Source organism: Pseudomonas sp. C6002, from assembly GCF_013385805.1.
Classification (GTDB): Bacteria; Pseudomonadota; Gammaproteobacteria; order Pseudomonadales; family Pseudomonadaceae; genus Aquipseudomonas.
Window position 1 is genome coordinate 16,691 of sequence record NZ_JACAPH010000033.1, and the last position, 25,630, is coordinate 42,320.

Here is a 25,630-nt window from a genome sequence, read left to right on the forward strand (position 1 = left end):
TGTGGGAGCGGGCTTGCTCGCGAAGGCGGCCTCAAGGGCAACAAATGACTTAAGCTTGGCCATAACAACAAGGAGGACCCCGTGAGCGTAATCAGTAAATCCATTCTCCTGGTCGACGACGACCAGGAAATCCGCGAGTTGCTGCAAACCTACCTCAGCCGCGCCGGTTTCCAGGTGCGCGGCGTGCCGGATGGCGCGGGGTTCCGCCAGGCGATGAACGAAGCCCCGTGCGACCTGGTGATCCTTGATGTGATGCTGCCGGACGAAGACGGTTTCAGCCTCTGCCGCTGGATCCGCCAGCACCCACGCCAGGCCCAGGTGCCGATCATCATGCTCACCGCCAGTTCCGACGAAGCCGACCGCGTCATCGGCCTGGAGCTGGGTGCCGACGATTACATCGGCAAACCCTTCAGCCCCCGTGAGCTGCAGGCCCGTATCAAGGCCCTGTTGCGGCGTTGCCAGTTTGGCCAGGAGCGCAGCGGCGGCGAGGTGCTGGTGTTTGGCGAGTGGCGCCTGGACATGGTCAGCCACCGGCTGTTCCACGTCGACGGCGAGGAAGTGATTCTTTCCGGCGCCGATTTTGCCCTGCTCAAACTGTTCCTCGACCACCCCCAGCAAATCCTCGACCGCGACACCATCGGCAACGCCACCCGTGGCCGCGACCTGATGCCCCTGGACCGGATTGTCGACATGGCCGTCAGCCGTCTGCGCCAACGCCTGCGCGACACCGAAAAACCACCCCGGCTGATCCGCACCGTGCGCGGCAGTGGCTATCAATTGGCAGCCAGCGTGGTTGCCGGCAATGCCCACTGAGCGCCTGCGTGAACTGCGCCGGCGCATCCCGGTACCGCGTTCGCTGCTGGGGCGGATGTTACTGCTGACCCTGTTGGCGGTGCTGTTTGCCCAGGCGTTGTCCAGCGTGATCTGGGTCTCGCAATTGCGCGCTACCCAGCTTGAAGGCCTGGTAACCGCCGCCCGCAGCCTGGCGCATTCGATGACCGCCAGCGTCAGTTATTTCCGCTCGTTGCCGGTGGCCTTCCGGCCGTTGGTACTGGACCAGTTGCGCAGCATGGGCGGTACCCGGTTTGTGGTGACGCTCAACGACAAGCCCCTGGACATGGCGGTATTGCCGGAAACCCCGCGCAAGCATGCAGTGCTCGGTGCTGTCGAAGAAGTGTTGCGCCAGACCCTGGGCAGCGACGTGCATGTTTCGGTGGAGTTCGTCAGCGCCGAAGACCTGCGCATCTTCAACGCCGGCTTGAAACTCGATGAATTGCCGCGCTCCTGGGCGCATTACGCGTTGACCCTGGAACCGGTGAATCCGCCGGTGTTGGTCACCCAGATCCAGCTGGCCCAGGGCGAATGGCTCTACATTGCCTCCTTGCTGCCCGAACCCTATACCAGCCTCGAAGAACAAGGCCTGCCATACCAGCAGGTGTGGTTTATCGTGCTCACCAGCGGCTTCCTGCTGCTGTTTATCGGCCTGTTGGTGCACTGGCAAAGCCGTCCACTCAAGCGCCTGGCGAGGGCGGCGCGGGACATGTCCCTGGGCGCCGACGTGGAGCCGGTGGCCGAAGGCGGCGGCAGCGAAGTGGTGGAAGTAGGCCGCGCGTTCAATGCCATGCGCGAACGCATCAGCCGTTACCTGACCGAACGCAGCCAGCTGTTCAGCGCCATTTCCCACGACCTGCGCACACCCATCACACGCCTGCGGTTGCGGGTGGAATTGCTGGAAGACGAGAACCTGCAAGCCAAGTTCGGCCGCGACCTGGATGAACTGGAGTTGCTGGTCAAAGGCGCGTTGCAGTGCGTGAAGGACACCGACATCCACGAAAACATCGAACCGGTGGACCTCAACCACGTACTCGACTGCCTGGTGGAGCCGTACCTGGCGCCCAACGGCAATGGGCGCGTGACCCAACATGGTCGGGCACTTACGACGTACCCGGGCAAGCCGCTGGCGCTCAAGCGCTGCATCGGCAACCTGATCGACAACGCCCTGAAGTACGGGCAGAACGCCCATTTGCACATTGAAGACGATGGCGCGGAGTTCATCCTCCACGTCGACGACGAAGGCCCGGGCGTGCCGGAACAGCGCCTGGAGCAGGTCTTCGAGCCGCACTTCCGCCTGGCCGGGCAGCAACAGGGTTACGGCCTGGGCCTGGGCATCGCCCGCAACATTGCCCACAGCCATGGCGGTGAAGTGAGTTTGCAGAATCTGCGGGAGGGCGGTTTGCGGGTGACCTTGCAACTGCCTCGTGGCCTGGATTGAACACCACCAATACCGCAGCTGATTGAGTACTTGTGGCGAGGGAGCTTGCTCCCGTTGGGGCGCGAAGCGGCCCCAAAAGATGGGACTGCTGCGCAGTCCAACGGGAGCAAGCTCCCTCGCCACATTATTAGTATCCGGTGTTATAACCGTGGTTAGACGCTCTGGCGCAACCTGGCCAGATCCCGCAACGGCGGCGCACCAAACAGCCGGCTGTATTCGCGGCTGAACTGTGATGGGCTCTCATAGCCCACCCGATACCCCGCCGCCGAGGCTTCCAGGCCCTCGGCGATCATCAACCGCCGAGCCTCCTGCAAGCGCAACTGTTTTTGGTACTGCAACGGGCTCATGGCGGTCATCGCCTTGAAGCGGTGGTGCAAGGTCGAGACGCTGAGGTTCACTTCCTTGGCCAGGTCATCAATGCGCAGGGGCTGTTCGTAGTTGCCGTTCAACCAGGTGATCGCCTGGCTCACCCGATGGCTCTGACTGTTGGCGACGGCAATTTCATACAGCCGATAACCCTGCGGACCGCGCAACAGGCGATAGAGAATTTCCCGATTGATCAGCGGCGCGAGCATTGCGATGTCTTTCGGTGCGTCGAGCAATCGGGTCAGGCGCAGCACGGCGTCCAGTAACTGGTTGTCCAGGCGGTCGACATACATCCCTCGGGAGGTCGGGCGCGGGGGCACGCCCATCGGCCCGGCTTCGGCAATCAGTGCGGTGATCTGTGCCGGGTCGATATTCACCCGAATCGACAGGTTGGGGTCTTCCGGCGTGGCATCAAGGATGCGCCCGGCCACCGGCATCGCTACCGAAAACACCAGGTAATTGAGCGGGTCATAGGCGAATACTTCATCCGCCAAACGCACTTCCTTGCGCCCCTGGGCGAGGATGCACAGCGCGGGCTCAACCAGCACCGGCGTGAATTCACGCGGGGAGTTATGGCGGTTGAGATACAGCGACGTGATCGCTGTGCCGTAGGAACCATCCTCCCAGGTATGCCGGCGAACGATGCCGGCGAGTTCTGCGCGCTGCTTTTCCATATCGGCGTCGAGGGGGGTGGAGCGAAGTTCGGGCGACGACATGGGACATCCTCTGGTGCTTTGACGATGGGCACAGCTTAAAGGCGGCTTTGCAAAAAGCGGTACTTCGATTCTGCACAATCCTTGCCTGATCCTGCGAAAAATCGTGAATCAGGCAAGCCGGGGCCTGTCATGCCCCTGAAATACGGCAGTCATGCCGGGAATAAACTTCGCAGGCCGATTGCTATATCTACGTATCTCGCAGGATTGTGCAATAAGCCAGCAGGAATTGACTAACCGCATCCACACCCGCGCCCGTATCTTTGATCCTGTGGCAACACGCCCTCACAGTGCTTGCCGAGCATCACTTCTCAACGGGAGAGTCGAACATGTCCACCCCCATTCCCGCGAGCCATATGGCCTTTATCCGTGCCCGTACCGGGTACAGCACCGAACTGGGTGCACGCTTGAGCAGTTTGATCGAACCGGGCCGCCAGGCTCAGGGTTGCCTGCAATTCTCGTTGCAGCACTCCCTGGCCGACCCGGATGTGTGGTTGGTGTCGGGCTTCTGGAGCAGCGAGCAGGCGATGAGTGCCTACTTCAGCTCGCCGGCGCTGATGGTCTTCACCGAGTTGTTGAATGACATGGTGGTTCGCAGCATGGACTTCCAGACCTTTACCGACGCCTCGGCGGCCAATGCCTATGGCGAGTACCTGCAACTGGCGGGCTAGTGCTTTAGAATGGCCGCCTTTCCCATTGGCCAGGACCTGCAACATGGCACGTAAAGAGTTTGCCCACCACGAAGCCGTTTCCGCCTTGGTGCGTGAAGAAGAGGGTGGCTATAGCGCCGCCATCGCCGTCAAGGCGCTGGATGGCATGGGCGCACCGCGCTTTCACAAGATCCTCGATGGACAGACGTTCAAGACTGCCTCCGACGCCGACGATGCCGCAGCTCTGCAACTGGAGCGCTTGGTCGATGTAGATGAAGACGGTCAGCTCTCTTGGGCAACGTCCGCCAACTAAAAACACCGCTGATCCAAATCTGGGAGCGGGCTTGTGTGGGAGCGGGCTTGCTCGCGAATGCGGTGGGTCAGTTGGCATATGCATTGACTGACACGCCCCCTTCGCGAGCAAGCCCGCTCCCACATTTTTATCTCGTTCCAATCAGCGTTGCGCGGCGCCTGGGCGGTACATTTTGAACAGCGCTTCCGGCCCCAACTGAAAATAATCCGCCGGGCCACCTCCACGCAGGATCGGCTGGGCGGCAGCCGTGTCGTACACCCCGTCTTTCAGCAGCCATTTGGCGATATGCACCGCGACCACCTCGCCGAGCACCAACCAGCTTGGCACCAGCTCCTTGTCGGCGCGCTGCAGCTGAATGATCTGCGTCACCTTGCACTCGAACGACACCGGGCTTTCGGCCACGCGAGGCACGGCGATCACCTTTGAAGCCACCGGCGTCAGGCCCGACAATTCAAACTCGTTGACCTCGGGTGATACCGGCGCGCAACTCTGGTTCATCTGCTCGGCCAGCGGGCGGGTGGCCAGGTTCCACACGAACTCACCGGTCTGTTCGATGTTGTTCAGGCTGTCTTTGCGCCCGACACTGGAAAACCCAATGATCGGCGGAATGTAGTTGAACGCGTTAAAGAAACTGTAGGGCGCCAGGTTCAGGCGGCCCTGGCTGTCGTGGGACGAAATCCAGCCAATCGGGCGCGGGCCGACAATCGCATTGAACGGGTCATGGGGCAGGCCGTGGCCGTTGGCGGGTTCGTAGAAATGAATATCGTCGGACATGGCCGGGGTTCCTGCTGCGCGGTTCTGGGGAGGGCACCATAGTGCAATCCGGCGCGGCGGATTTCTATCATCCATATGGAATTTTCATACAGCCCCCACCTATTTTTCACAGCTCCCGGGTCAGTCTGCGCGCCAGGTCGACACCCCCTGTAAGTCGACCGATTGAACGACTGAGCCTTTGGAGCCTTCTGCACAATGAACAAACTTCCTCAGATCACCCTGGCGTTCTGGGTCATGAAAATCTGCGCCACGACCCTGGGCGAAACCGCCGGGGACTTGCTGTCGATGACCTTGAATGTCGGTTACGCCATCAGCTCGATGATCCTGATCAGCGTGTTCCTGGTCACTCTGGTGACGCAACTCTGGTCGAAAACCTACAACCCGGTGCTGTACTGGATCGTGATCCTGTCCACCAGCACCGCCGGCACCACCATGTCGGACTTTATGGACCGCACGCTGGGGCTGGGTTATGCCACGGGCTCGATGATTCTGGTGTCGATCCTGGTGGCGATCTTTGCCCTGTGGCGTATCAGCGGCGACTCGCTGAACGTGAACAAGGTGCAGACCTTTCGCGGTGAGCTGTTCTACTGGATGGCGATTCTGTTCTCCAACACCCTGGGCACGGCGCTGGGTGATTTCCTCGCGGATGATTCCGGGCTGGGGTTCGCTGGTGGCGCGTTGCTGATCGGGGCGAGTATCGCGGTGGTGGTGTTGCTTAAATACTTCACGCGGATTTCGTCGGTGCTGCTGTTCTGGGTGGCGTTTGTGTTGACCCGGCCGTTCGGCGCAACCCTGGGTGACTTCCTGACCAAACCCCATGAAAAGGGCGGGCTGGACTTTGGCACCATCGGCTCGTCGGCCGTGTTGGCGGCGGTGCTGGTGGTGATGATTGCCGGGGCGGCGTATGCCCAGCGTCGGTATGGACGCCAGGCGGCTGCCGAGCTGTCTTGAGGGCAATGAAAAAGGGCCGTGTCATTGACTGACATGGCCCTTTTTTTACGCCTGCCGAACCCTTAGTCCGTAGTAATCCGCGAATGCTTGCGGGTGTCCTTCATGGTCACATACACCAACAGCGACACCGCAATACACGCGGTGACGTACCAGTAGTAACCGGTTTCCATACCAATGCTCTTGAACCACAGCGCGATGTATTCAGCGGTGCCGCCGAAGATCGACACGGTCAGCGCATAGGGCAAGCCAACACCCAGGGCGCGGATTTCGGTGGGGAACAATTCGGCCTTCACCACGGCGTTGATCGAGGTGTAGCCGCTGACGATGATCAGCGCCGCCATGATCAGGAAGAACGCGCCCCACCAGGTCTGGATGGTGTGCAGGGTGGTGAGGATCGGCACGGTGAACAGGGTGCCGAGGACGCCGAAGGCGATCAGGATCGGCCGGCGGCCAACCTTGTCCGACAGCCCGCCGATGATGGGTTGCAGGCACATGAACAGGAACAGCGTGGCCGCCGAAATGGTGGTGGAGTCGGAGATGCTCATGCCGACGGTGTTCACCAGGTATTTCTGCATGTAGGTGGTGTAGGTGTAGAACGCCAGGGTGCCGCCCATGGTCAGGCCGACTACGGTCATCAGTTCCTTGGGGTGGCGCATCAAGGTGCGCATTGCGCTTTCCTTGGCCTTTTCTTTCTTGGTGAACGACTCGGTTTCTTCCATGCCACGACGCAGGTACAGCGCCACTACCGCGCACAGGGCGCCGATGGCGAACGGGATACGCCAGCCCCAGTCGTACAGTTGTTCGGTGGTCAGCAATTGTTGCAGCACGATCAATACCGCCAGGGCGATGAGCTGGCCGGAGATCAGGGTCACGTACTGGAAGCTGGAGTAGAAGCCCCGACGTTCCTTGGTCGCCATTTCGCTGAGGTAAGTGGCGGAGGTGCCGTATTCACCGCCGACCGACAGGCCCTGCAGCAAACGGGCGAATACCAGCAGGATCGGCGCACCGATACCAATGGCTTCATAGCCCGGGCTCAGGGCAATCAGCAAAGAGCCGAAGCACATCAGGTACACCGAGGCCATCAAGGCCTTTTTACGCCCGACTTTGTCGGCGTACAGGCCCATCAGCCAGCCACCGATCGGGCGCATCAGGAAGCCCACGGCGAAGATCGCGGCGGTGTTCAGGAGTTGGGCGGTGGTGTCGCCTTTCGGGAAAAAGGTCTTGGCGAAATACAGGGAGAAAGCCGCGTAGACGTACCAGTCGTACCACTCGACCATGTTGCCGACCGATCCGCTGAAGATCGACTTGATACGGCTGGAGGTGGTGCGTCCTTTTGCCGGCGCAGTCGCCGACCCCAGAGGCAGGGAGTTGGAGTTATCCATTTAAGGATCCTTCATCTAATTGTTTTTGTGGAGCGCGCGGTAGCGCAGCCTGGCTGGGCTATAGCAGGAGCTGTGCCAAGCCGATGAAGGCCCGGTCTAGAAGGGTTTGCGGAAATTTTTGAGCGGAAAATTGCTGATGAATCAAGGGGGATGAGCGGAAAACCGCCGACGAAGATCGCTCCCACGCTCTGCGTGGGAGCGCATCCTGTGACGCTCCGCGTCACGATTTTAAGGGCGGACGCGGAGCGTCCAGAGCTGCATTCCCACGCGGAGCGTGGGAACGATCGGGTTAGAGGAACGTATCCCGCGCCAGGCCATGGCGCTGCATTTTTTCATTGAAGGTGCGCCGTGGCAGCTGCAGCTCGGCCAGCACCGCCTTGATATCGCCTTTGTGCCGGGTCAGCGCGGCTTTCAGGCAATGGGCTTCAAATGCTTCCTGCTGCGCCGCCAACGATTGCCCGGCTTCGATGCCTTCCGGCTCCGGTTCACCCAGCCCCAGCACCTGGCGTTCCGCGGCATTGGCCAGCTCCCGCACATTCCCCGGCCAGTCATGGCTGAGCAGGCGCCCCAGCGCGGGTCCGCTCAGCGGCGCGAAGTTGCGGCCCAGGCGCTCGGCGGCGCTTTGTGCAAAGTGCTCGAACAGCAGGGGAATGTCTTCCCGGCGTTCCCGCAGCGGTGGCAGGCGCAGTTGTGCGACGGTCAGGCGATAGGCCAAGTCCTCGCGAAAACGCCCGGCGCGAGCTTCGTCCAGCAGGTCGGGTTTGGTGGCGGCGATGATCCGCAAGTCCACCTTGATGCTTTGATTGGAACCGAGCCGTTCGAGTTTTTGCTCCTGCAACACCCGCAGCAATTTCACCTGCTGGGCCAGCGGCATGCTTTCGATCTCATCGAGAAACAGCGTGCCGCCATTGGCGTATTCCAGCTTGCCGATGCGCTTGCCCTGGGCGCCGGTGAACGCGCCACTTTCATGGCCGAACAGCTCGGCTTCAAACAGCTGCTCGGGAATCGCCGCGCAGTTCAGCGCCACAAACGGCTTCTTCGCCCGGGGGCCGAAATCATGCAGGCAACGGGCGACCAGCTCCTTGCCGCTGCCGGTTTCGCCGCGAATCAACACATTGACCGGCAAGCCGGCCAGGTCCAGGACTTGCCGGCGCAGGTTCTGCAAACCCCGGGACACCCCCAGCAGGCTCGATTCCAGTTGGGCACGGTGATCGGCCTGCTGATGCAAGCGGCGGTTTTCGAGCACCAGCCCGCGCTTGTCCAGCGCCCGGCGCAGGCTGCTGAGCAGGGCTTCGGGGCTGAAGGGTTTTTCGAGGAAGTCGTAGGCGCCGTCGCGCATGGCTTCGACGGCCATCGGCACATCGCCGTGGCCGGTGAGCAGAATCACCGGCAGGTCGGCGTCACGCCGCTGCACTTCAGCCAGCAACTCCAGGCCGCTGAGGCCGGGCATGCGCACGTCGCTCAGGATCACCCCGGGAAAGTCCCTCGGCAATTGCGCCAGGCATTCTTCGGCGCGGCCGAACAACTGCACCTCAAAGCCCGACAGGCTCAGCCATTGCTCGACGGCCGTGCGAATGCTGGCTTCGTCGTCGACCACAATCACCGCATTCAACATAGGTCTGGTGTCTCCAGCGCGATGGGCAAGGTCAGGGTAAAGATCGCCCCGTCACCTTGATTGCCGGCGCTCAGGCGCCCGCCAAGTTCGTGGACGATAGCGTACGACACGGCGAGCCCCAAGCCGAGCCCGTCGCCTACCGGCTTGGTGGTGAAGAACGGGTCGAACACGCTGTTGAGGTTTTCCTCGGCGATCCCGCCGCCGCTGTCGCTGACGGTCAGGTGCCATAGCTGCTGATCGGCGTGCAGACGGATCTCCAGGCGCTTGCGTGGCTTGTCGGCCATGGCGTCGAGGGCGTTGCGCAGCAGGTTGATCAGCACCTGTTCGAGGCGGATCGCGTCGCCGCGTACCCAGGCGGGGCGGGTCAGGTCCAGTACGGTGCCGATGGCTTCGTCCCGCAGGCGCGCATCGAGCAAGTGCAGGGATTGGTCCACCACCGTCGCCAGGTCGAGGCGTTCGCGCAGGCCGCTGGGGCTCTTGCGGGCGAAGGTCTTGAGGTGGCCGGTGAGCGCGGCCATGCGTGTGAGCATGTCGTCCAGCGGGGTCAGGGCCTGGTAGGCGTCGTCCACCCGGCCATGGTCCAGCAGCAGCCGCAGAGTCGCCAACTGCATGCGCTGGGCGGTCAATGGCTGGTTGATTTCGTGAGCGAGGGCGGCAGACATCTGCCCCAGCGCTGCCAGTTTGGCGGATTGCACCAGGCCATCCTGGGCGGTGCGCAGGGCGCGGGTGCGTTCTTCCACCAGTTGTTCAAGTTCTTCGCGGCTGCGCTGGCGCAGGCGGGCGAGGCGCCAGCGCTGGGTCAGGAACAGCACCAGGAACACCAGCGCCAGCCATGAACCAGCGGCGGCGAGGCCGGCGTTGCGTTGGTCTTCAAAGGCAAACTGTGGCTTGCGCAACAGGTGCAAGGTCCAGCCTTCGGCCTTCAGCGGCAGGGACTCCCAAATGTAATTGGCCTTGCCATCGGGGCCGTCGACGCGCATCAGGTGGCTGTTTTCGTCAAAGCGCTGCAAGGCTTCGGTGTCCAGCGGCAGCAATTGTTTCTTGTCGTATTGGCGGGTGGCCTTGAGTTCGGCGTGGTCGCTGTCCGACAACGGACGCAGCGCGCGGTAGCGCCAGCCCGGCTGATTGGCGATAAACACAATGCCCCGGGCATCGCTGACCAGCAGCAGGTCATTGCCCTGGGCCCACTCGCGCTCCAGTTCCGGGAACTCCAGCTTGACCACCATGGCACCGAGGAACTGTTCGTTCTCGCCGACCACCGCGCTGGAGAGGAAATACCCCGGAATCCCGGTGGTCACCCCCACTGCATAAAAACGCCCGGTGCCCTGGCTCAGGGTCTGGCTGAAGTACGGGCGAAACGCGTAGTTGTGCCCCACATAACTGCTGGGCAGGTTCCAGTTGCTGGCGGCCACGGCGAGGCCGTTGCGGTCCATCAGTTCCAGGGTCGAGGACTGGGCGGCGCCGTTGATGCGCTCCAGCTTGCGGTTGAGCAAATCCTGGGTGGCGGTGTCCAGCGGGCCCTTCAGGGCGCTGATCATTTCCGAGTCCAGGGCCAGCACGGCGGGCAGGGCGCGGTAACGTTCGATCAGGGTGTGCAGGGAGTTGCCATAAAGCATGAGCTGCTGATTGGCGCGGGCGGCGTCATCCACCAGGGCCAGGCGTTCGGCGTGGCGGGTGGCCAGGGCGGCAGCCAGCATCGCACCGGCGATGATCAGCAGGGAGTAGAAGGTCAAACGCAAAGGCCGGGGAATCGCGATCATTCGAGGATGAACAGTGCAATTGGGGGCGAGCACCATAGCATGAGGCGCATGGCTGTTGTGGCGAGGGAGCTTGCTCCCGCTGGGGCGCGTAGCGGCCCCAAAAAAATGGGAGCGCTGCGCACTGGAGCGGGAGCAAGCTCCCTCGCCACAGTGAGAGGTGCATGAAACAAAAAAGGCGACCGTAGTGGTCGCCTTTTATCCTTGCAGGGGAAATGCTTACTGCACTTCTACCGCCAGGCTTTCACTGATCTTTTTCTGCCAGATGGCAGGACCGGTGATGTGTACCGACTCGCCCTTGCTATCAACGGCAACGGTGACCGGCATGTCTTTCACGTCGAACTCGTAGATCGCTTCCATGCCCAGCTCGGCGAACGCCACGACGCGGGATTTCTTGATGGCCTGGGCCACCAGGTAAGCCGCGCCGCCCACTGCCATCAGGTAAACCGCCTTGTGGTCCTTGATCGCTTCGATAGCGGTCGGGCCGCGCTCGGATTTGCCGATCATGCCCAACAGGCCGGTTTGCTCGAGGATCTGGCGGGTGAACTTGTCCATCCGCGTGGCGGTGGTCGGACCGGCAGGCCCTACCACTTCTTCGCGCACCGGATCAACCGGGCCGACGTAGTAGATGAAGCGACCCTTGAGGTCCACCGGCAGGGTTTCGCCCTTGTTCAGCATCTCGACCATGCGCTTGTGCGCGGCGTCGCGACCGGTGAGCATCTTGCCGTTGAGCAGCACGGTTTCGCCCGGCTTCCAGCTCTGCACGTCTTCCGGGGTCAGGGTGTCGAGGTTGACGCGACGGGCCGACGGGCCGGCTTCCCAGACGATTTCCGGGTAGGCGTCCAGCGGTGGCGCTTCGAGCGATGCAGGGCCCGAACCGTCGAGCACGAAGTGCGCGTGACGGGTGGCGGCGCAGTTGGGGATCATGCACACCGGCAGCGAGGCCGCGTGGGTCGGGTAGTCCATGATTTTCACGTCGAGCACGGTGGTCAGGCCACCCAGGCCCTGGGCGCCGATGCCCAGTTGGTTGACCTTCTCGAACAGCTCCAGGCGCATCTCTTCGATACGGTTGGACGGGCCGCGCTTCTTCAGCTCGTGGATGTCGATGGATTCCATCAACACTTCCTTGGCCATTACCGCGGCTTTCTCGGCGGTGCCGCCGATGCCGATGCCAAGCATGCCCGGTGGGCACCAGCCGGCGCCCATGGTCGGAACGGTCTTGAGCACCCAGTCGACGATCGAGTCGGACGGGTTGAGCATGGCCATTTTCGACTTGTTCTCGGAACCACCGCCCTTGGCGGCCACGTCCACTTCCACGGTGTTACCCGGGACGATGGAGTAGTGGATCACGGCAGGGGTGTTGTCCTTGGTGTTTTTACGCGCACCGGCCGGGTCGGCGAGGATCGAAGCCCGCAGGACGTTTTCCGGCAGGTTGTAGGCCTGGCGCACGCCTTGGTTGATCATGTCGTCCAGGCTCATGGTGGCGCCATCCCAGCGCACGTCCATGCCTACACGTACAAATACGGTGACAATCCCGGTGTCCTGGCAGATCGGGCGGTGGCCGGTGGCACACATGCGCGAGTTGATCAGGATCTGAGCCATGGAGTCACGGGCCGCTGGCGATTCTTCGCGCAGGTAGGCCTCGTGCATCGCCTGGATGAAGTCAACGGGATGGTAGTAGGAAATGAATTGCAGGGCGTCGGCAACGCTCTGAATCAGGTCGTCTTGCTTGATCACGGTCATGAGTCGCGCTCCTCTATAAGGGAACATTCAATAAAGGTGGCGTCAGTGTTGCATCGGTCGGCTGAAGCCACCTTTCCAAGGCACGCCAAAGTGGTGCAGGCGCGACGCTAAAAAGGCGCGGCAGTATAACCCGCCACGGTGGCCGATACACCCGACTATGGTCAAACTCTACGGGGCGTGATTCCCTGTAGACGCCTTTTTGATCCGAGACCCTTGATGCCTGAACTTCACGTCGGTGAACGCCACTGGTCGGTAGCCGCCGGCAGCAACCTGCTGGATGCCCTGAACCAGGCGGGCGTGGCCGTGCCTTATAGTTGCCGCGCCGGCAGCTGCCGTGCCTGCCTGGTGCGTTGCCAGGGTGATATCCAGGACAACCAGCCGGATGCCCTGAGCCCGGCGCAGCGCCAGGATGGCTGGCGCCTGGCGTGCCAGTGCCAGGTCGCAGGTGACTTGCAGGTCGAAGCCTTCGACCCGCTGCGTGACGGGTTGCCGGCGACGGTGCTGAGCGTCGATTGGTTGACCCCGAGTGTACTGCGCTTGCGGCTGCAACCCGAACGCGGCTTGCGCTACCGGGCGGGGCAGCATCTGGTGTTGTGGGCCGGCAGCGTTGCGCGGCCTTATTCATTGGCCAGCCTGCCCCAGGAAGATCCGTTTCTCGAATTTCACATCGATTGCCGCCTGCCCGGCGAATTCAGCGACGCCGCCCGCCAATTCAAGGCCGGTGACAGCCTGCGCCTGGGCGAATTGCGGGGCGGCGCGTTGCAGTACGACCCCGACTGGCAATCGCGGCCGCTCTGGCTGCTGGCCTCGGGCACCGGACTCGGCCCGCTATGGGGCGTGTTGCGCGAGGCCTTGCGCCAGGATCACCAGGGCGCCATCCGGGTCATTCACCTGGCCCATGACGCGGGCGGTCATTACCTCGCCGGGCCATTGGCCCAGCTGGCTGGTGCGCATCCGAACGTGACCGTTGAGCTATGGACAGCGGCTGAGGTGACGCAGGCGTTGGCGCAACTGCGGCTTGTTTCCCGGCAAACTCTGGCTTTACTCTGCGGGCACCCGGCCAGTGTCGAGGCCTTTTCCAAGCGCCTGTTCCTGGCCGGACTGCCGCGCAATCAACTGCTGGCCGATGTGTTCCTGCCCCGTGGTTGAGCGCTGAATTTCCCAGCCGCGAGATTTGTCATGACCGATGCCATCCTGCAGCAACGCGAACGCGGATTGCTGATTTTGCAGCTCAACCGCCCGGACAAGAAAAATGCCCTGACCCGCGCCATGTACAGCCAATTGGCCGAGGCGCTGGAGCAGGCGGATGCCGATACCAGCGTGAATGCCGTGCTGATCCAGGGCAGCAGCGAGTGCTTCACCGCCGGTAACGATATTGGCGACTTCCTCGAACAACCGCCGGCGGATCTCGACAGCCTGGTCTTCAATTTCATGCGCAGCTTGCTCAACTGCCGCAAGCCGGTGATTGCGGCGGTGGCGGGCGTGGCGGTGGGAATTGGCACGACGCTGCTGCTGCATTGTGACCTGGTGTATGTCAGCCGGGATGCACGGTTGCGCATGCCGTTCGTCAACCTGGGGCTGTGTCCGGAGTTTGGGTCCAGCTTGATCCTGCCGCGCTTGCTGGGGCATGCCAAGGCGGCGGAGTTGCTGCTGTTGGGTGAAGGGTTTACCGGCGAACAGGCTGCCGCCTGGGGCATTGCCACCGAGGCATTGGGCAGCGGTGAATCGGCCCTGGCCAAGGCGCGGGAAATTGCTGGACGGTTTGAGACCCTGGCGCCGGGCGCGGTACAGGTCAGCAAGCATCTGATGAAAAGCGTTGATCGCGAGCAGTTGCGCAAGGTGATCGAGGAGGAGGGGGCGTTGTTTACCCAGAGGTTGAAGTCGCCGGAGGCGATTGCGGCGTTGTCGGGGTTTATCACTCGGAGATGAATGAGCGTTGACTGGTCGGCCGTCTTCGCGAGCAAGCCCGCTCCCACATTCGACCGTGTTTCTTCAGGATGTACGCGATCAAATGTGGGAGCGGGCTTGCTCGCGAATAGGCCAGTAAAGCCAACACACAAGCCAATTTGCAATGCAAAAAGCCCCGCCATTCACATGGCAGGGCTTTTGTTTTTCAGCGAGCGGTCAATCAGACCATTGGGTCGCCAACGTGCAGGATCTTCATGCCGTTGGTGCCGCCGATGGTGTGGTAGCTGTCGCCCTTGGTCAGGATGACCCAGTCGCCTTTCTCCACGACGCCGCGCTTGAGCAACTCGTCGATCGCGGCCTGGCTGACTTGCTCAGGCGGCAGCGATGCCGGGTCGAACGGTACGGTGTAGACGCCGCGGAACATGGCCGCACGGGCCTGGGTTTCGCGGTGCGGGGAGAACGCGTAGATCGGGATCGAGGAACGGATGCGCGACATGATCAACGGCGTGTAGCCACTTTCGGTCAGGGCGATGATCGCTTTCACACCCGGGAAGTGGTTGGCGGTGTACATGGCCGCCAGGGCGATGCTCTGGTCGCAGCTTTCGAAGACCTTGCCGATACGGTGGCTGGAGGTCTTGCTGGTCGGGTGCTTTTCAGCGCCGACGCAGATGCGTGCCATGGCCTGCACGGCTTCCAGCGGGTACGGGCCAGCCGCACTTTCAGCCGAAAGCATCACGGCGTCGGTGTAGTCGAGCACGGCGTTGGCCACGTCGGACACTTCGGCACGGGTTGGCATCGGGTTCTGGATCATCGACTCCATCATCTGGGTCGCAACGATCACCGCCTTGTTGTGGCGACGTGCGTGCAGGATGATTTTCTTCTGGATACCGATCAGCTCGGCGTCACCGATTTCCACACCCAGGTCGCCACGGGCAACCATCACGGCGTCGGAAGCCTTGATCAGGCCGTCGAGGGTTTCGTCATCGGCTACGGCTTCGGCGCGTTCGATCTTCGCCACCAGCCAGGCAGTGCCGCCGGCTTCGTCGCGCAGTTTACGGGCGTATTCCATGTCGGCGGCGTCGCGCGGGAAGGATACCGCGAGGTAGTCCACTTCCATTTCGGCGGCGAGCTTGATGTCGGCCTTGTCTTTTTCAGTCAGGGCCGGGGCAGTCAGGCCACCGCCGCGACGGTTGATGCCTTTGTGGTCCGACAGCGGGCCGCCGATGATCACGGTGCAATTCAGTTCGGTCGGGGTGGCGGTGTCGACGCGCATTACCACACGGCCGTCGTCCAGCAGCAGTTCGTCGCCGACGCCGCAGTCTTTCACCAGGTCCGGGTAGTCGATACCCACGACTTGCTGGTTGCCTTCGGTCAGGGGATGGCTGGTGGAGAAGGTGAACTGGTCACCGATCTTCAGCTCGATCCGCTTGTTGGCAAATTTGGCGATACGGATTTTCGGGCCTTGCAGGTCACCCAGCAACGCCACGAAGCGGCCATGCTTGGCGGCCAGGTCACGCACCAGCTTGGCGCGAGCCTTGTGCTCGTCCGGGGTGCCGTGGGAGAAGTTCAGACGGGCAACGTCCAGGCCAGCCAGAATCAGCTGTTCGAGGACTTCCGGCGAGTTACTGGCCGGGCCAAGGGTGGCGACGATTTTGGTACGACGGACGGACATGCACGGACTCCTGAGTTCAAGCGCTGGGGAAGGCTACTATGCTCTTTGGTTGTAGTCATTGTTCGTTTGCACTACTTATCGATGATTCGCTTGTTTTCACTCTGCATGAACAGATGAACAACCTTGAAGATTTTCGATGAAGGGTCGATACACTGCACAAGACAGGAGAACCCCCATGCGAATCGTGATCATTGCTGCCCTGGCCGTCAGTGTTGTCGGCTGCACCCGTTGGTCGATGGACCATCATTTGAACAATGCGTACCGCGCCTACGGTGTGGGCGATTGCCAGCGGGTCACCCTTGAGTTGTCCCAGGTCGACCGTGAAAGCCGTTCCCGGCGCTACGTGCAACCGGAAGTCTCGATGTTGCGCGGGCAGTGCCTGGAGCGCGAGAAGCTGTTTGTCGATGCGGCGCAAACCTATCAGTTCATCATCAGCCAGTACCCGGCGAGCGAGTACGCATTCCGTGCCCGTGCCCGTTTGGATACCCTGCAGCAACTGGGGCATTACCCCGGCGCGAGCGTTGCCCAGCCGCGGCCGGCGTCGTTGTGATGATATTTGTCATGCCATAGCTGGCTCGTTGCCAGTCTTGGGCTAATCTTTGAATGTCAGTTTGTATAAGTTTCTATTCAAACGGATGGCGTTCCCGGATTTGGCAGCTGTAAAAGTGGCAACCCGTTTGCGGTTGTCGCACCGATATCCGGGGAGAGCGGGCCCTCAGGCTCGTTTCGAATCACTGGAGCGGCCACATATATGGCCATTGGATGGCGACCTCATCATGTTTACTCACCGACGGATCGAGCGGCATCAGTTACCTTGCTTCCTTCAAGTGTTCAACCGCCTGACGGACAAGCCAATCGGCTATCTGGGCAATGTTTCCGAGCAGGGCCTGATGTTGATCAGCCAGTTACCCATGATGGTCGATGTGGAGTTCGAGCTGCGCTTGAAGATCCCCGGGCCTGAGGGTGAGGTGCAGGCGGTAGACCTCACGGCCACCTGCCTGTGGTGTCATGAGGATATAAACCCCCAGCATTACGATTCCGGGTTCAGCATATCCCAGGCCCCTGCCGAATATGGGGAGGTGATCAGCGCGCTGCTGGATTACTTCAGCTTTGATCCGTTGCAGGCCTCTGCCTAGGTGCTGCATCCGGCGTTCATAGCGCGCCGGCTTTTTTCCAGCCCAGGTAGCGGGTCACCAGGGCGGCGCCCAGGTCCGAAGGCAGTGTGTCCAGTACCGACAGCCCGTGGGCGTTCAAGCGGTCGTGGAGCTCGTCCCGGGTATTGAGATAGTTGATCGTGCCGCAGTAGGCCAGGGCTTCGGGCAGGGTTTGTACGGGAGCCTGGCGTAACTGGTCAAGGACCTCCTCCCGCAGGCTTGCGACCATTACCCGGTGCTGGCGGCTGATGCGCTTTACGGCGCTGAGTAACTCTTCATCTTCCTCATCCCGCAAATTGGTCACTACGATCACCAGCGAGCGACGTTTCTGCCGGGCCAGCAGTTGGCTGGCGGCCGCCTGGTAATCGGCCGTACGCCGGGACGTGTCCAGGTCATACACCGCATTCAGCAACAGGTTGAGCTGGCCACTGCCCTTGACCGGCGCCAGGTAGCGCGGCTGGTCGCAGGCAAAGGTGCACAGCCCTACGGCATCGCCCTGGCGCAAGGCTACATAACTGAGCAGCAGGCAGGCGTTGAGCGCGTGGTCGAAGTGCGACAGTTCGGCGTCCTGGCTGCGCATACGGCGGCCACAATCGAGCATGAACATAATCTGCTGGTCGCGCTCGTCCTGGTACTCCCTGGCAATGGGCGTGCGTTGCCGGGCGGTGGCTTTCCAGTCGATCTGGCGCAGGCTGTCACCTTCGCGAAACTCACGCAGCTGGTGAAACTCCAGGCCCAGCCCACGCCGTTGCCGCTGGCGTACGCCCAGCTGGTTGAGCCAGTTGTCCACCGCCAGCAACTGCGCACCATACAGGCGTGCGAAGTCCGGGTAGACCCGGGTGGCGTCGCTGACGTCGATCAGGCGCCGGGCCGACCATAGCCCCAGGGCGCTGGGCAGATGCACTTCACAGCGGGTAAAGCTGAAATGCCCGCGCCTTTGGGGCCTTAGCCGATAACCCAGTTCACTGTGCTCGCCGGGCCGCAGTTCGATGGACTGCGGCAGGTCCTCCACCGCCAAGCCGTCAGGCACATGATCGAATACCTGGACCGCCAACGGCTGGGGATAATCGTGCTCCAGGCTTACCCGCACTTCCCCCCAGCGCCCAAGTGCCAGGCTGCCGGGCATCTGCCGTCGCACGCGCGGGGACGGCCGGCGGCGCAGGCGGCTGGCATCCAGCAAGGCCAGCAGCAACAGGGCCAGCAGCAGGCCCCACGTCACTGAGTGCAGGGCGTCTGGCACCTTGACCTGTAGCGCCACCAGTGCGCCGAGCAGGATACTCAGGCCCAGCAGTACACCGAGCCAGGTCAACAGCAGGCGGGTTGGTCTCATGGGCGTCTCATTGGCGTGGCGCCGGGACCTGGTCCAGCAATTGCCGGAGCACCTGGTCGACTTCCAACCCGTCGATATCCAGCTCCGGGGCAATACGCACCCGATGGCGCAACACTGCCAGGGCGCAGCCCTTGATGTCGTCCGGGGTCACGAACTCGCCCCCGCGCAGCAAGGCCCGCGCCCGTGCACCGCGAACCAGGGCGATGGAGGCCCGGGGCCCGGCGCCGATGGTCAGGCCCGGCCAACTGCGCGTAGTGCGGGCCAGGCGCACGGCGTAGTCGAGCACCTGCTCATCCAGCGCCAACTCGCTGGCAATCTGTTGCAACAGCAGCACGTCTTCGGCTTGCAGCACCGTGCGCAGCGGCTGTACGTCGAGCATGTCGGCTCGGGACGAGCGGGTGACTTCGCGCACCATGTCCAGTTCCTGCTGTGCCTCGGGATAGTCCATGCGCACCTTGAGCATGAAACGGTCCAGTTCGGCTTCGGGCAACGGGTAAGTACCTTCCTGCTCGATGGGGTTCTGGGTGGCCAGTACCATGAACGGCTGGCCGATGGGCAGCGCCTCGCCTTCAAGGGTTACCTGGCGTTCCTGCATGGCTTCCAGCAACGCTGCCTGGGTTTTCGCCGGGGCACGGTTGATCTCGTCAGCCAACAGCAGGTTGGTGAACAACGGTCCCTTGCGCAGCTTGAACTGTTCGGTATGCAGGTCGTATACGGCATGGCCGGTCACGTCGCTGGGCATCAGGTCCGGGGTGAACTGGATGCGCGCGAACTCGCCTCCAAAACAGCGTGCCAGCGCGCGTACCAGCAAGGTCTTGCCCAGGCCGGGAACCCCTTCAAGCAACACATGGCCGCCCGCGATCAACGCCGTGAGCACGTCATCGATCACCGGGTCCTGACCGATAACCGCCTTGCGCAGTTCGACGCGCAAGGCCTGGGCCAGTTGGCTGGCGCGCTGAATCGGGTCAGTGGCGGGAAATTCGCTCATAGGGCATTCCTGAGGGTTTGCAGGCAGGCCACCTGGCGGCTGAAATCGGCGCTGGAGAGCCGTTTCGTCGCAGGTGGGCCAAGGGCCTGGCTGATAACAAGGGAGGGTTGGCGGGTCAGGCGTTCAAGCACCCGCAATTGTTCGGCTGTATCGAGGTGTTCGAACCCGGGATGACGGCGCCGAGCGGTGCGCTGGATGTCGCGCTGCAAAGCTTGCAGCAAGCTGTCTTGCCCGCTGCGGCGCAACAGGAAGTCGGCACTGGCGTTCAAGTGTTCCTGCAATTGCCGCCGTGCCTTGGGCGCCGGTTGCCGGATCGGACCCTGGCGCATGCTGGCGTGCCAGAGGCCCAGGGCGATCAGTGCGGCAAGTGCCACCAGTGCCTGGGGGAAGTAGCGCAACAACAGGCTGAACAGGTCCTCGACATCAGTGTTGAACAGCAGTGTGACCTGGGTGCCCTGGCTCAGGTACCAGAGCAGCCACGCGTTATCGTGCAGGCCGATGCCCGGGTTTTTCCACAGGTCGCTGTCGGTGACCACGGTCACACGCCCTTGCCCGAGGTTGACCTGCATCAGGTGCGTCGACCGGGCGCTGTTGGCCGAGAATTGTGCCAGGTGCCTGGGGTCGGTGAGGTTGAAGTCGGTGTCGAAGCTGAAATAGGCCGGCGCTGTTTCGTTGTCCACATAGAGTTTGGTCAGGTCCGGCGTTTTCTTTCTACGCGCGGGTGCCGGAGCGTCGAATTCTTCACTGAAGGATTGGTGTATCTGCACACGATCCAGCAACAGGTCGCCACTTTCACCGGTGTCCTCATCCCACAGCGCTTCGGCTACCAGCAGCAGATGGCCGCCAGCCCGGGTCCACTGCAGCAATTGATCAACCTGGGGCGGGCTCATGTTGCTGCGCTCGCCCAGCAACAGCAGGCTGTTGCCCTTGGGCGAAAGGCTGGCCAGCCGTTCGAGGCTGTTGGCATGTTCCACCACCAGGCCCTGCCGGCGCAGAAAGTGTTCAGCTGCCAGGTAGGGGTTGGCCAGGGCTTCGGGTGAAGGGCCGCGATCGACCACTTCCTGATAAGGAATCGCCTTGTGCCAGGCATAAAAACCGCCTGCTGCCAGCAAGCCCGCGACCAGCAGCCCGACCCACAGCAACGGCCGGTTCATTGCGCCGCTCCCGAACCGAACAGGGTTCGCCAATCGCTGCATAGCTGTTGTTGCACCAAGGCAGGCGGCAGGCGATGGCCATAGGCAAGGTTTTGCCAGTAATGGGTCAGCTCACCGCTGAATGCCAGCAGCTGCGGTTGTTGCAGTTGGCGGATACATTCCAGGACTTCACCTTCCGTGTCGGCACTTTTCAGCGGCAGGTTGAAGTCGTGCAGCAAGCGGCTGAGCAACCCACGGTAGAGCAGGCCGAGGGCTTCCCGGGGCTGTGTTGCCCACAGCTGTTCGGCGGCGCCTGCGATGTCTTCGGGCAAGGTGTCAGCCCCCAGTTCAAGGCCGAACAGCTGCGAAGGCACGGGTTTGGCAGCCTTGGGTTTGCGCGGGCTGCGGCGGCTGACAAAGGCATGCAGCCAGTCGCGGTAGCGCCAGATCACCAGTGCCAGGCCACCTGCCAGCAATCCCCAGAGCAGTACTTCAAGGCCCTTGGCGATGTGCTTGAACGAATCACTGTTGAGGTTTTTCAGCAATGCTTCCAGCCAGGCTGGCAGCTTGGCATCACCTGCCGCTTTGTTTTTGTCGGCTGCTTTATCCTCGCCGAAGCGGTAGCGAGTGAGCGTTTCCGGGTTCTTGAACGGTGGCTGCTCCAACAGCGTCTTGATCGAGTGACTGGCCGATTGTGTAGTCAGCGGCGTTTGGGGAACCGGTTCATCAGCCCATGCCGATGGGATCGGCGGAATCAGCGTCAGCCCGGCCACCAGCAACAGCAGCGACGCCACACCGCTCAGGCGCTGGCGCATTCGGCGGAACACCAGTTCCAGGTCCCAGGCTTCCAGCACCGTGCGGCGGTTCAGGTAAAGGCTGAAGCCACAGGCGACATAGATCGGCTCCCAGAACACCAGGATCAAGGCGTAGAACATGTTGGTCAGGTGCTCCAGCCAACGCCAGTCGTGGCCGGCGGTGAGCACCAGTTGCTGCCAATCCCAGTCGCGTTCGACCTCTTGCGGCAGGAAGAAATAGAACACGGCCATCAACCCGAACCACAGGGCGATTTCCAGGTGCACCCCGATCAGGGTCAGCCAGCGCGCGGCGCCTGCGTTGCGCTGCTGCAACACCCCGAGACGTTGTTGGCGCGCCTGGCCTTGCAGCCCTTCGAGCTGGACCACCGGCATCTCGAAGCTACGGCTGAGGCTGAAGCGCCGCCAGGTCAGGCTGGCCAGCAGTTGGCCCTTGAGCAGTTGCGGCGATTGGCGCAGCGCTTGTTTCAGGCTGGGTGTTTCGCCGAACAGGGCCTTGGACAGGATATACAGTGGCAGGCGGTCGAAGGCGGGTTTCAACCACCAGAACAGCAACAGCGCCGTGGTGGGGTGATTCCACAGCAGCACGCTGAACAGGGCGAAGACCGGCAAGGTCACGATGGCCCAACTGCTCATCAACAGCAGTCGATGTTCCCGGGCCAGCAGGATGCCGAGGTCCATGGCCTCCCAGGAGGTACGCGGGCGGATCACGACGCTGGCATCACTCAGGCGCATGGCGATTCCGTCCGGCAAACAGCAGGTAGGCCGCCATCAGCAACCACAGGGCGGTGCCGACCAGGTACTTGACCCACGGCGCCACGGCATTGGTGGACGACCAGTACGCCTCGATAAACGCGGCGATCAGCAGGAACACCATCACACCACAAATCATTTGCACACTTTTGCGCGCGGCCAGGCGCAGGGATTCGCCTCTGGTGAGGGGCCCCGGTGCAATCAGCGCCCAGCCCAGTTGCAGGCCAGCCGCGCCAGCCAGGGCAATTGCGCTGAGCTCGAAGGCGCCATGGCCGATGACAAATGACCAGAACGTTTGCCCGTAGCCGATTTGCGTCAGGTGCCCGGCAACGGCGCCAATGATCAGGCCATTGAAGAACAGGAAAAATACGCTGCCCAGGCCGAACAGCAACCCGGCGGCAAAGGTCTGGAAGGCGATACCGATGTTGTGCATCACGTAGTAGCCGAACATCATCCAGTCTTCGCTGGAAGCGCGCTCGGCTGCCCGGCCCAGGCGGCTGGCATCGGGGTTGTACATGGCCTGCATCTCGGCCACCTGCCGAGGGCTGACGATGCTGTAGATCAAGTCCGGAAACAGGTACACCAGCAAGGCAATGCCGAGCAGGCTGCCAAAGAACAGCAGGCCGGCAGCCAGCACAAATGGCCATTGCGCGCGAACCAGCCTGGGGAAATCGGCCAGCAGGAAGCTCAGCACGTTTGCCCCCATCCGGCTGCGATGACGATACAACTGTTGATGGCCGCGCAAGGCAAGCTGCTGCAACGGGTCCACCAGGTAGCTGCTGTAGCCGCGCTCCTGGGCCAGGGCCAGGTGCTGGCACAACTGCCGGTATTGATGAGGGAAGTCGACGAAGTCGGCGCCTTTGGCTTTGCCTTTCTCCAACTGCGTCAATTGCTCGGCAAAGGCTTGCCATTGTGGCTGATGGCGGCTTTCGAAAAGACTCTGTTTCATGCTGGCCCCAACAATCCGCGGGCCACACCGTTGAGTTCTGCCACGGCGCGGGCAGGGGAGACCTGCAGGGGCGTGGCCAGGATAGCGGCCAGTTCGTTGACCCGTTCGGCCGACAGTTCGCCCTGGCGTTCGGCGAAGCTGAGAATCGCCCGTTGTTCGTTCAGCTCAAGGGCGAACGGCAGGCGCAGCGCCGGGGCCTGGGGCACTTGCGGGCGGGAAAGCGGTTGTTCGCGGTAGATCACCAGAGTCCCGGCCGCCAGGTCGCCCAGGCGCTTGAAGTTGGGGTGTTGCAGGCAACTGATGGCGCCGAGGAAATAGCCGAAGGGCAGCATGTCGACAAAGCGCAGCAGGTTACGGATCAGCGAGGCGGACCAGCCGATGGGCGTGCCATCGTCCTGTACCACCCGCAGGCCCATGACCTGTTTGCCGGGCGAGCAGCCCTGGTTGAGCACTTCGAAAAGCACCATGTACCACCAACTGACGAGGAACAGCAGCAGCGAACCCAGGCCAATGCCCAGGTTGCCGAGAAAGGCCAATGCGATAAACAGGATGCCGAGAATCAGGCCGCGCAAACCCAGGTCGAAGGCAAAGGCCAGTGAGCGTACCAGCAGGCCGGCCGGGCGCAGGGGCAGGTCGATACCCTCCGGGGTCTCGATCTGGTAGCGGGTATCCAGTGGCGCAGGTGGCATCGCGGTCCTTGGCAGTGCGGCGCTGGCGCCTGGGCGGCAGCGGCGGGGTTGGAAAGACCGATGCTAGCAGTGTCGACGGTGGAAGCAACCACTCAACGATTTACTGAATATTTGTACAGGGAACACAGCGCTGGCCCCCGATGCCTGCAAGCGCCTAGACTTTGCCGGTCTTCAGCACAGGAATAGCCCGTGACCACCATTTTCTGGTACGACTATGAAACCACCGGCATCAATCCGCGTACCGACCGCCCGCTGCAGGTAGCCGGTATTCGCACCGACCTCGAGCTTAACGAGGTCGGGCCGCCGGTCAATCTCTACTGCCACCCCAGCGACGATATCCTGCCGCATCCGGCAGCGTGCGCGATCACTGGCATCACTCCCGGCGTGCTGGCGGAAAAAGGCCTGGCCGAAGCCGACTTCATGACCCGGGTGCACGCCGAGCTGGCCACCCCGGGCACTTGCGGGGCCGGCTACAACACCTTGCGTTTTGACGATGAGATGACGCGCTACAGCTTGTACCGCAATTTCTTCGATCCCTATGCCCGGGAATGGCAAGGCGGCAACAGCCGCTGGGACCTGATCGACGTGGTGCGCACTGCCTACGCCCTGCGCCCTGACGGGATCGTCTGGCCGGAACAGGACGGGCGCGTCACCCTCAAGCTTGAGCGGTTGACGGCCGCCAACGGCATCGACCACGGCCAGGCCCACGACGCCTTGTCCGATGTGCGCGCCACCATCGCCCTGGCCCGGTTGATCCGCGAGAAGCAACCCAAGCTCTATGACTGGCTGTTTCAACTGCGTAGCAAACAACGGGTCATGGACCAGGTGCGGTTGTTGCAGCCGATGGTGCATATTTCCGGTCGTTTTTCTGCCGAGCGTCATTACCTCGGGGTGGTGCTGCCGCTGGCGTGGCACCCGCGCAATCGCAATGCATTGATCGTCTGCGACCTGGGTCTCGATCCGCAAGGGCTGTTGGACGAGGACGCCGATACCTTGCGCCGGCGCTTATATACTCGCCGCGACGAGCTGGCCGAAGGTGAGTTGCCGGTACCGCTCAAGTTGCTGCACATCAATCGTTGCCCGGTGGTCGCACCGTTGAGCGTGCTTCGGCCGCAAGACCGCGAGCGTTTGCAGCTGGATATGGATGAGTGTGATGCGCGGGCCCTGCGGCTAAGCGACGCACAGGAACTATGGCGCGATAAACTGGCGGCGATTTACGCCGAGGAAGATTTTGCGCCAAGCGCCGATCCCGAGCAGCAGCTATACGATGGTTTTATCGGGGATCGTGATCGACGTTTATGTGAGCAAGTGAGAGTCGCCGAGCCGGCGCAACTAGCGCGCCAGCAATGGCCTTTCGATGATGAACGTTTGCCTGAATTATTATTTCGCTATCGTGCACGCAACTTTCCAGACACCTTGAATAGTGAAGAGCAACAACGCTGGAGAGTTTTCTGTCAGCAACGTTTGTCAGACCCTCAATGGGGCGCGCCAAACACCCTTGAGGGTTTTAAGCAGGCGTGTCTTGAGTTGGCTGTTAGTGCCACACCGTTTCAGCGCCAGGTGCTTGATGAATGGCAGGAGTATGTTGATGCCTTAGCGACTCGAATGAGTCTGTAATCAGCTTCCCGGTAAAATACGGACAATAAAAAACGCCAGCAAGCTGGCGTTTTTTATTGCGTTGCGTATCACGCAGCGTCCTGGCGAGG

General features: G+C 62.1%; 23 protein-coding genes. 10 read left to right on the forward strand and 13 right to left on the reverse strand.

Translation table 11 applies throughout. From position 1 onward, the window contains the following. The first annotated feature begins 81 nt into the window (after positions 1-81). Together HX817_RS24995 and HX817_RS25000 are read left to right on the forward strand one after the other, a co-directional pair. Positions 82-813, forward strand: a complete 732-nt coding sequence (locus HX817_RS24995) for a response regulator (protein ID WP_003214124.1) — start codon at positions 82-84, stop codon at positions 811-813. Further along, positions 803-2,272 carry an ATP-binding protein gene (locus HX817_RS25000; RefSeq protein ID WP_003214126.1) on the forward strand — a complete coding sequence of 490 codons (1,470 nt, stop codon included), beginning with the start codon at positions 803-805 and terminating at the stop codon, positions 2,270-2,272. The genes HX817_RS24995 and HX817_RS25000 overlap by 11 nt, the downstream gene beginning before the upstream one ends. 152 nt (positions 2,273-2,424) lie before the next feature. Here the strand turns inward: HX817_RS25000 and HX817_RS25005 are convergent, their stop codons facing one another. Next, a complete protein-coding gene (locus tag HX817_RS25005; protein ID WP_102369801.1) occupies positions 2,425-3,354 on the reverse strand; it encodes an AraC family transcriptional regulator in 930 nt (309 codons plus the stop codon). 326 nt (positions 3,355-3,680) lie between these two features. Here HX817_RS25005 and HX817_RS25010 point away from each other — a divergent pair, with 326 nt between their 5' ends. Next, positions 3,681-4,022 (forward strand): antibiotic biosynthesis monooxygenase family protein, encoded by a 342-nt coding sequence (locus HX817_RS25010; protein ID WP_003214130.1) that lies wholly within the window; start codon positions 3,681-3,683, stop codon positions 4,020-4,022. A gap of 43 nt (positions 4,023-4,065) precedes the next feature. Then, positions 4,066-4,314 (forward strand): hypothetical protein, encoded by a 249-nt coding sequence (locus HX817_RS25015; protein ID WP_003214132.1) that lies wholly within the window; start codon positions 4,066-4,068, stop codon positions 4,312-4,314. 141 nt (positions 4,315-4,455) lie between these two features. Here HX817_RS25015 and HX817_RS25020 read toward each other — a convergent pair whose 3' ends face one another. Next, positions 4,456-5,088 (reverse strand): flavin reductase family protein, encoded by a 633-nt coding sequence (locus HX817_RS25020; RefSeq protein WP_177028611.1) that lies wholly within the window; start codon positions 5,086-5,088, stop codon positions 4,456-4,458. A 195-nt stretch (positions 5,089-5,283) separates the two neighbouring features. Here HX817_RS25020 and HX817_RS25025 point away from each other — a divergent pair, with 195 nt between their 5' ends. Then, positions 5,284-6,039 (forward strand): hypothetical protein, encoded by a 756-nt coding sequence (locus HX817_RS25025; protein WP_102605691.1) that lies wholly within the window; start codon positions 5,284-5,286, stop codon positions 6,037-6,039. A gap of 62 nt (positions 6,040-6,101) precedes the next feature. Here the strand turns inward: HX817_RS25025 and HX817_RS25030 are convergent, their stop codons facing one another. The 4 genes from HX817_RS25030 to HX817_RS25045 all read right to left on the reverse strand — a co-directional run bounded on the left by HX817_RS25030 (position 6,102) and on the right by HX817_RS25045 (position 12,536). After that, positions 6,102-7,421, reverse strand: a complete 1,320-nt coding sequence (locus HX817_RS25030) for an MFS transporter (protein WP_008435500.1) — start codon at positions 7,419-7,421, stop codon at positions 6,102-6,104. A 289-nt stretch (positions 7,422-7,710) separates the two neighbouring features. Beyond that, positions 7,711-9,036: a sigma-54 dependent transcriptional regulator gene (locus HX817_RS25035; protein ID WP_008435499.1), complete on the reverse strand. Its 1,326-nt coding sequence runs from the start codon at positions 9,034-9,036 to the stop codon at positions 7,711-7,713. Beyond that, on the reverse strand, positions 9,030-10,796 hold the full coding sequence (locus HX817_RS25040) for an ATP-binding protein (RefSeq protein WP_003214141.1): 1,767 nt from the start codon (positions 10,794-10,796) through the stop codon (positions 9,030-9,032). The genes HX817_RS25035 and HX817_RS25040 overlap by 7 nt, the downstream gene beginning before the upstream one ends. A gap of 216 nt (positions 10,797-11,012) precedes the next feature. Continuing rightward, the gene (locus HX817_RS25045) at positions 11,013-12,536 is read right to left on the reverse strand and encodes a fumarate hydratase (RefSeq protein WP_003214142.1); all 1,524 of its coding nucleotides are present in this window, start codon (positions 12,534-12,536) and stop codon (positions 11,013-11,015) included. A gap of 216 nt (positions 12,537-12,752) precedes the next feature. Here HX817_RS25045 and HX817_RS25050 point away from each other — a divergent pair, with 216 nt between their 5' ends. After that, the gene (locus HX817_RS25050; protein ID WP_177041488.1) at positions 12,753-13,685 is read left to right on the forward strand and encodes an iron-sulfur-binding ferredoxin reductase; all 933 of its coding nucleotides are present in this window, start codon (positions 12,753-12,755) and stop codon (positions 13,683-13,685) included. A 30-nt stretch (positions 13,686-13,715) separates the two neighbouring features. After that, positions 13,716-14,465 carry an enoyl-CoA hydratase-related protein gene (locus HX817_RS25055; protein ID WP_177041491.1) on the forward strand — a complete coding sequence of 250 codons (750 nt, stop codon included), beginning with the start codon at positions 13,716-13,718 and terminating at the stop codon, positions 14,463-14,465. 199 nt (positions 14,466-14,664) lie between these two features. Here HX817_RS25055 and pyk read toward each other — a convergent pair whose 3' ends face one another. Further along, positions 14,665-16,116, reverse strand: a complete 1,452-nt coding sequence (gene pyk / locus HX817_RS25060; RefSeq protein WP_003214149.1) for a pyruvate kinase — start codon at positions 16,114-16,116, stop codon at positions 14,665-14,667. Between the two features lie 175 nt (positions 16,117-16,291). Between pyk and HX817_RS25065 the strand changes: the two genes are divergently transcribed. Together HX817_RS25065 and HX817_RS25070 are read left to right on the forward strand one after the other, a co-directional pair. Then, the gene (locus HX817_RS25065) at positions 16,292-16,666 is read left to right on the forward strand and encodes a tol-pal system YbgF family protein (RefSeq protein ID WP_003214151.1); all 375 of its coding nucleotides are present in this window, start codon (positions 16,292-16,294) and stop codon (positions 16,664-16,666) included. Positions 16,667-16,892: 226 nt separating this feature from the next. Next, a complete protein-coding gene (locus HX817_RS25070) occupies positions 16,893-17,252 on the forward strand; it encodes a PilZ domain-containing protein (protein WP_008432342.1) in 360 nt (119 codons plus the stop codon). Positions 17,253-17,268: 16 nt separating this feature from the next. On the opposite strand, the gene HX817_RS25075 is transcribed toward HX817_RS25070, so the two are convergent. Genes HX817_RS25075 through HX817_RS25100 form a run of 6 tightly spaced genes read right to left on the reverse strand, consistent with a single transcriptional unit; the run spans position 17,269 to position 23,924 of the window. Beyond that, positions 17,269-18,600, reverse strand: coding sequence for a DUF58 domain-containing protein (locus HX817_RS25075; RefSeq protein WP_177041493.1), 1,332 nt, complete (start codon positions 18,598-18,600; stop codon positions 17,269-17,271). 7 nt (positions 18,601-18,607) lie between these two features. Next, positions 18,608-19,588, reverse strand: coding sequence for a MoxR family ATPase (locus HX817_RS25080; RefSeq protein WP_008432346.1), 981 nt, complete (start codon positions 19,586-19,588; stop codon positions 18,608-18,610). Beyond that, positions 19,585-20,742, reverse strand: a complete 1,158-nt coding sequence (locus HX817_RS25085) for a DUF4350 domain-containing protein (RefSeq protein ID WP_177041495.1) — start codon at positions 20,740-20,742, stop codon at positions 19,585-19,587. The genes HX817_RS25080 and HX817_RS25085 overlap by 4 nt, the downstream gene beginning before the upstream one ends. Then, positions 20,739-22,268 carry a DUF4129 domain-containing protein gene (locus HX817_RS25090; protein ID WP_177041496.1) on the reverse strand — a complete coding sequence of 510 codons (1,530 nt, stop codon included), beginning with the start codon at positions 22,266-22,268 and terminating at the stop codon, positions 20,739-20,741. The genes HX817_RS25085 and HX817_RS25090 overlap by 4 nt, the downstream gene beginning before the upstream one ends. Continuing rightward, positions 22,255-23,235 (reverse strand): stage II sporulation protein M, encoded by a 981-nt coding sequence (locus HX817_RS25095; protein WP_003214164.1) that lies wholly within the window; start codon positions 23,233-23,235, stop codon positions 22,255-22,257. The genes HX817_RS25090 and HX817_RS25095 overlap by 14 nt, the downstream gene beginning before the upstream one ends. Further along, the gene (locus HX817_RS25100) at positions 23,232-23,924 is read right to left on the reverse strand and encodes an RDD family protein (RefSeq protein ID WP_003214165.1); all 693 of its coding nucleotides are present in this window, start codon (positions 23,922-23,924) and stop codon (positions 23,232-23,234) included. The genes HX817_RS25095 and HX817_RS25100 overlap by 4 nt, the downstream gene beginning before the upstream one ends. A gap of 189 nt (positions 23,925-24,113) precedes the next feature. On the opposite strand from HX817_RS25100, the gene sbcB reads away from it, so the two are divergent. Further along, positions 24,114-25,541, forward strand: a complete 1,428-nt coding sequence (sbcB, locus tag HX817_RS25105) for an exodeoxyribonuclease I (RefSeq protein WP_003214166.1) — start codon at positions 24,114-24,116, stop codon at positions 25,539-25,541. Positions 25,542-25,630: the final 89 nt, after the last annotated feature.

Coding starts and splice junctions, on each gene's coding strand:
- HX817_RS25000 (WP_003214126.1), top strand. CDS start 803: ATGCCCACTGAGCGCCTGCGTGAACTGCGCCGGCGCATCCCGGTACCG.
- HX817_RS25005 (WP_102369801.1), bottom strand. CDS start 3,354: ATGTCGTCGCCCGAACTTCGCTCCACCCCCCTCGACGCCGATATGGAA.
- HX817_RS25010 (WP_003214130.1), top strand. CDS start 3,681: ATGTCCACCCCCATTCCCGCGAGCCATATGGCCTTTATCCGTGCCCGT.
- HX817_RS25015 (WP_003214132.1), top strand. CDS start 4,066: ATGGCACGTAAAGAGTTTGCCCACCACGAAGCCGTTTCCGCCTTGGTG.
- HX817_RS25020 (WP_177028611.1), bottom strand. CDS start 5,088: ATGTCCGACGATATTCATTTCTACGAACCCGCCAACGGCCACGGCCTG.
- HX817_RS25025 (WP_102605691.1), top strand. CDS start 5,284: ATGAACAAACTTCCTCAGATCACCCTGGCGTTCTGGGTCATGAAAATC.
- HX817_RS25030 (WP_008435500.1), bottom strand. CDS start 7,421: ATGGATAACTCCAACTCCCTGCCTCTGGGGTCGGCGACTGCGCCGGCA.
- HX817_RS25035 (WP_008435499.1), bottom strand. CDS start 9,036: ATGTTGAATGCGGTGATTGTGGTCGACGACGAAGCCAGCATTCGCACG.
- HX817_RS25040 (WP_003214141.1), bottom strand. CDS start 10,796: ATGATCGCGATTCCCCGGCCTTTGCGTTTGACCTTCTACTCCCTGCTG.
- HX817_RS25045 (WP_003214142.1), bottom strand. CDS start 12,536: ATGACCGTGATCAAGCAAGACGACCTGATTCAGAGCGTTGCCGACGCC.
- HX817_RS25050 (WP_177041488.1), top strand. CDS start 12,753: ATGCCTGAACTTCACGTCGGTGAACGCCACTGGTCGGTAGCCGCCGGC.
- HX817_RS25055 (WP_177041491.1), top strand. CDS start 13,716: ATGACCGATGCCATCCTGCAGCAACGCGAACGCGGATTGCTGATTTTG.
- pyk (WP_003214149.1), bottom strand. CDS start 16,116: ATGTCCGTCCGTCGTACCAAAATCGTCGCCACCCTTGGCCCGGCCAGT.
- HX817_RS25065 (WP_003214151.1), top strand. CDS start 16,292: ATGCGAATCGTGATCATTGCTGCCCTGGCCGTCAGTGTTGTCGGCTGC.
- HX817_RS25070 (WP_008432342.1), top strand. CDS start 16,893: ATGTTTACTCACCGACGGATCGAGCGGCATCAGTTACCTTGCTTCCTT.
- HX817_RS25075 (WP_177041493.1), bottom strand. CDS start 18,600: ATGAGACCAACCCGCCTGCTGTTGACCTGGCTCGGTGTACTGCTGGGC.
- HX817_RS25080 (WP_008432346.1), bottom strand. CDS start 19,588: ATGAGCGAATTTCCCGCCACTGACCCGATTCAGCGCGCCAGCCAACTG.
- HX817_RS25085 (WP_177041495.1), bottom strand. CDS start 20,742: ATGAACCGGCCGTTGCTGTGGGTCGGGCTGCTGGTCGCGGGCTTGCTG.
- HX817_RS25090 (WP_177041496.1), bottom strand. CDS start 22,268: ATGCGCCTGAGTGATGCCAGCGTCGTGATCCGCCCGCGTACCTCCTGG.
- HX817_RS25095 (WP_003214164.1), bottom strand. CDS start 23,235: ATGAAACAGAGTCTTTTCGAAAGCCGCCATCAGCCACAATGGCAAGCC.
- HX817_RS25100 (WP_003214165.1), bottom strand. CDS start 23,924: ATGCCACCTGCGCCACTGGATACCCGCTACCAGATCGAGACCCCGGAG.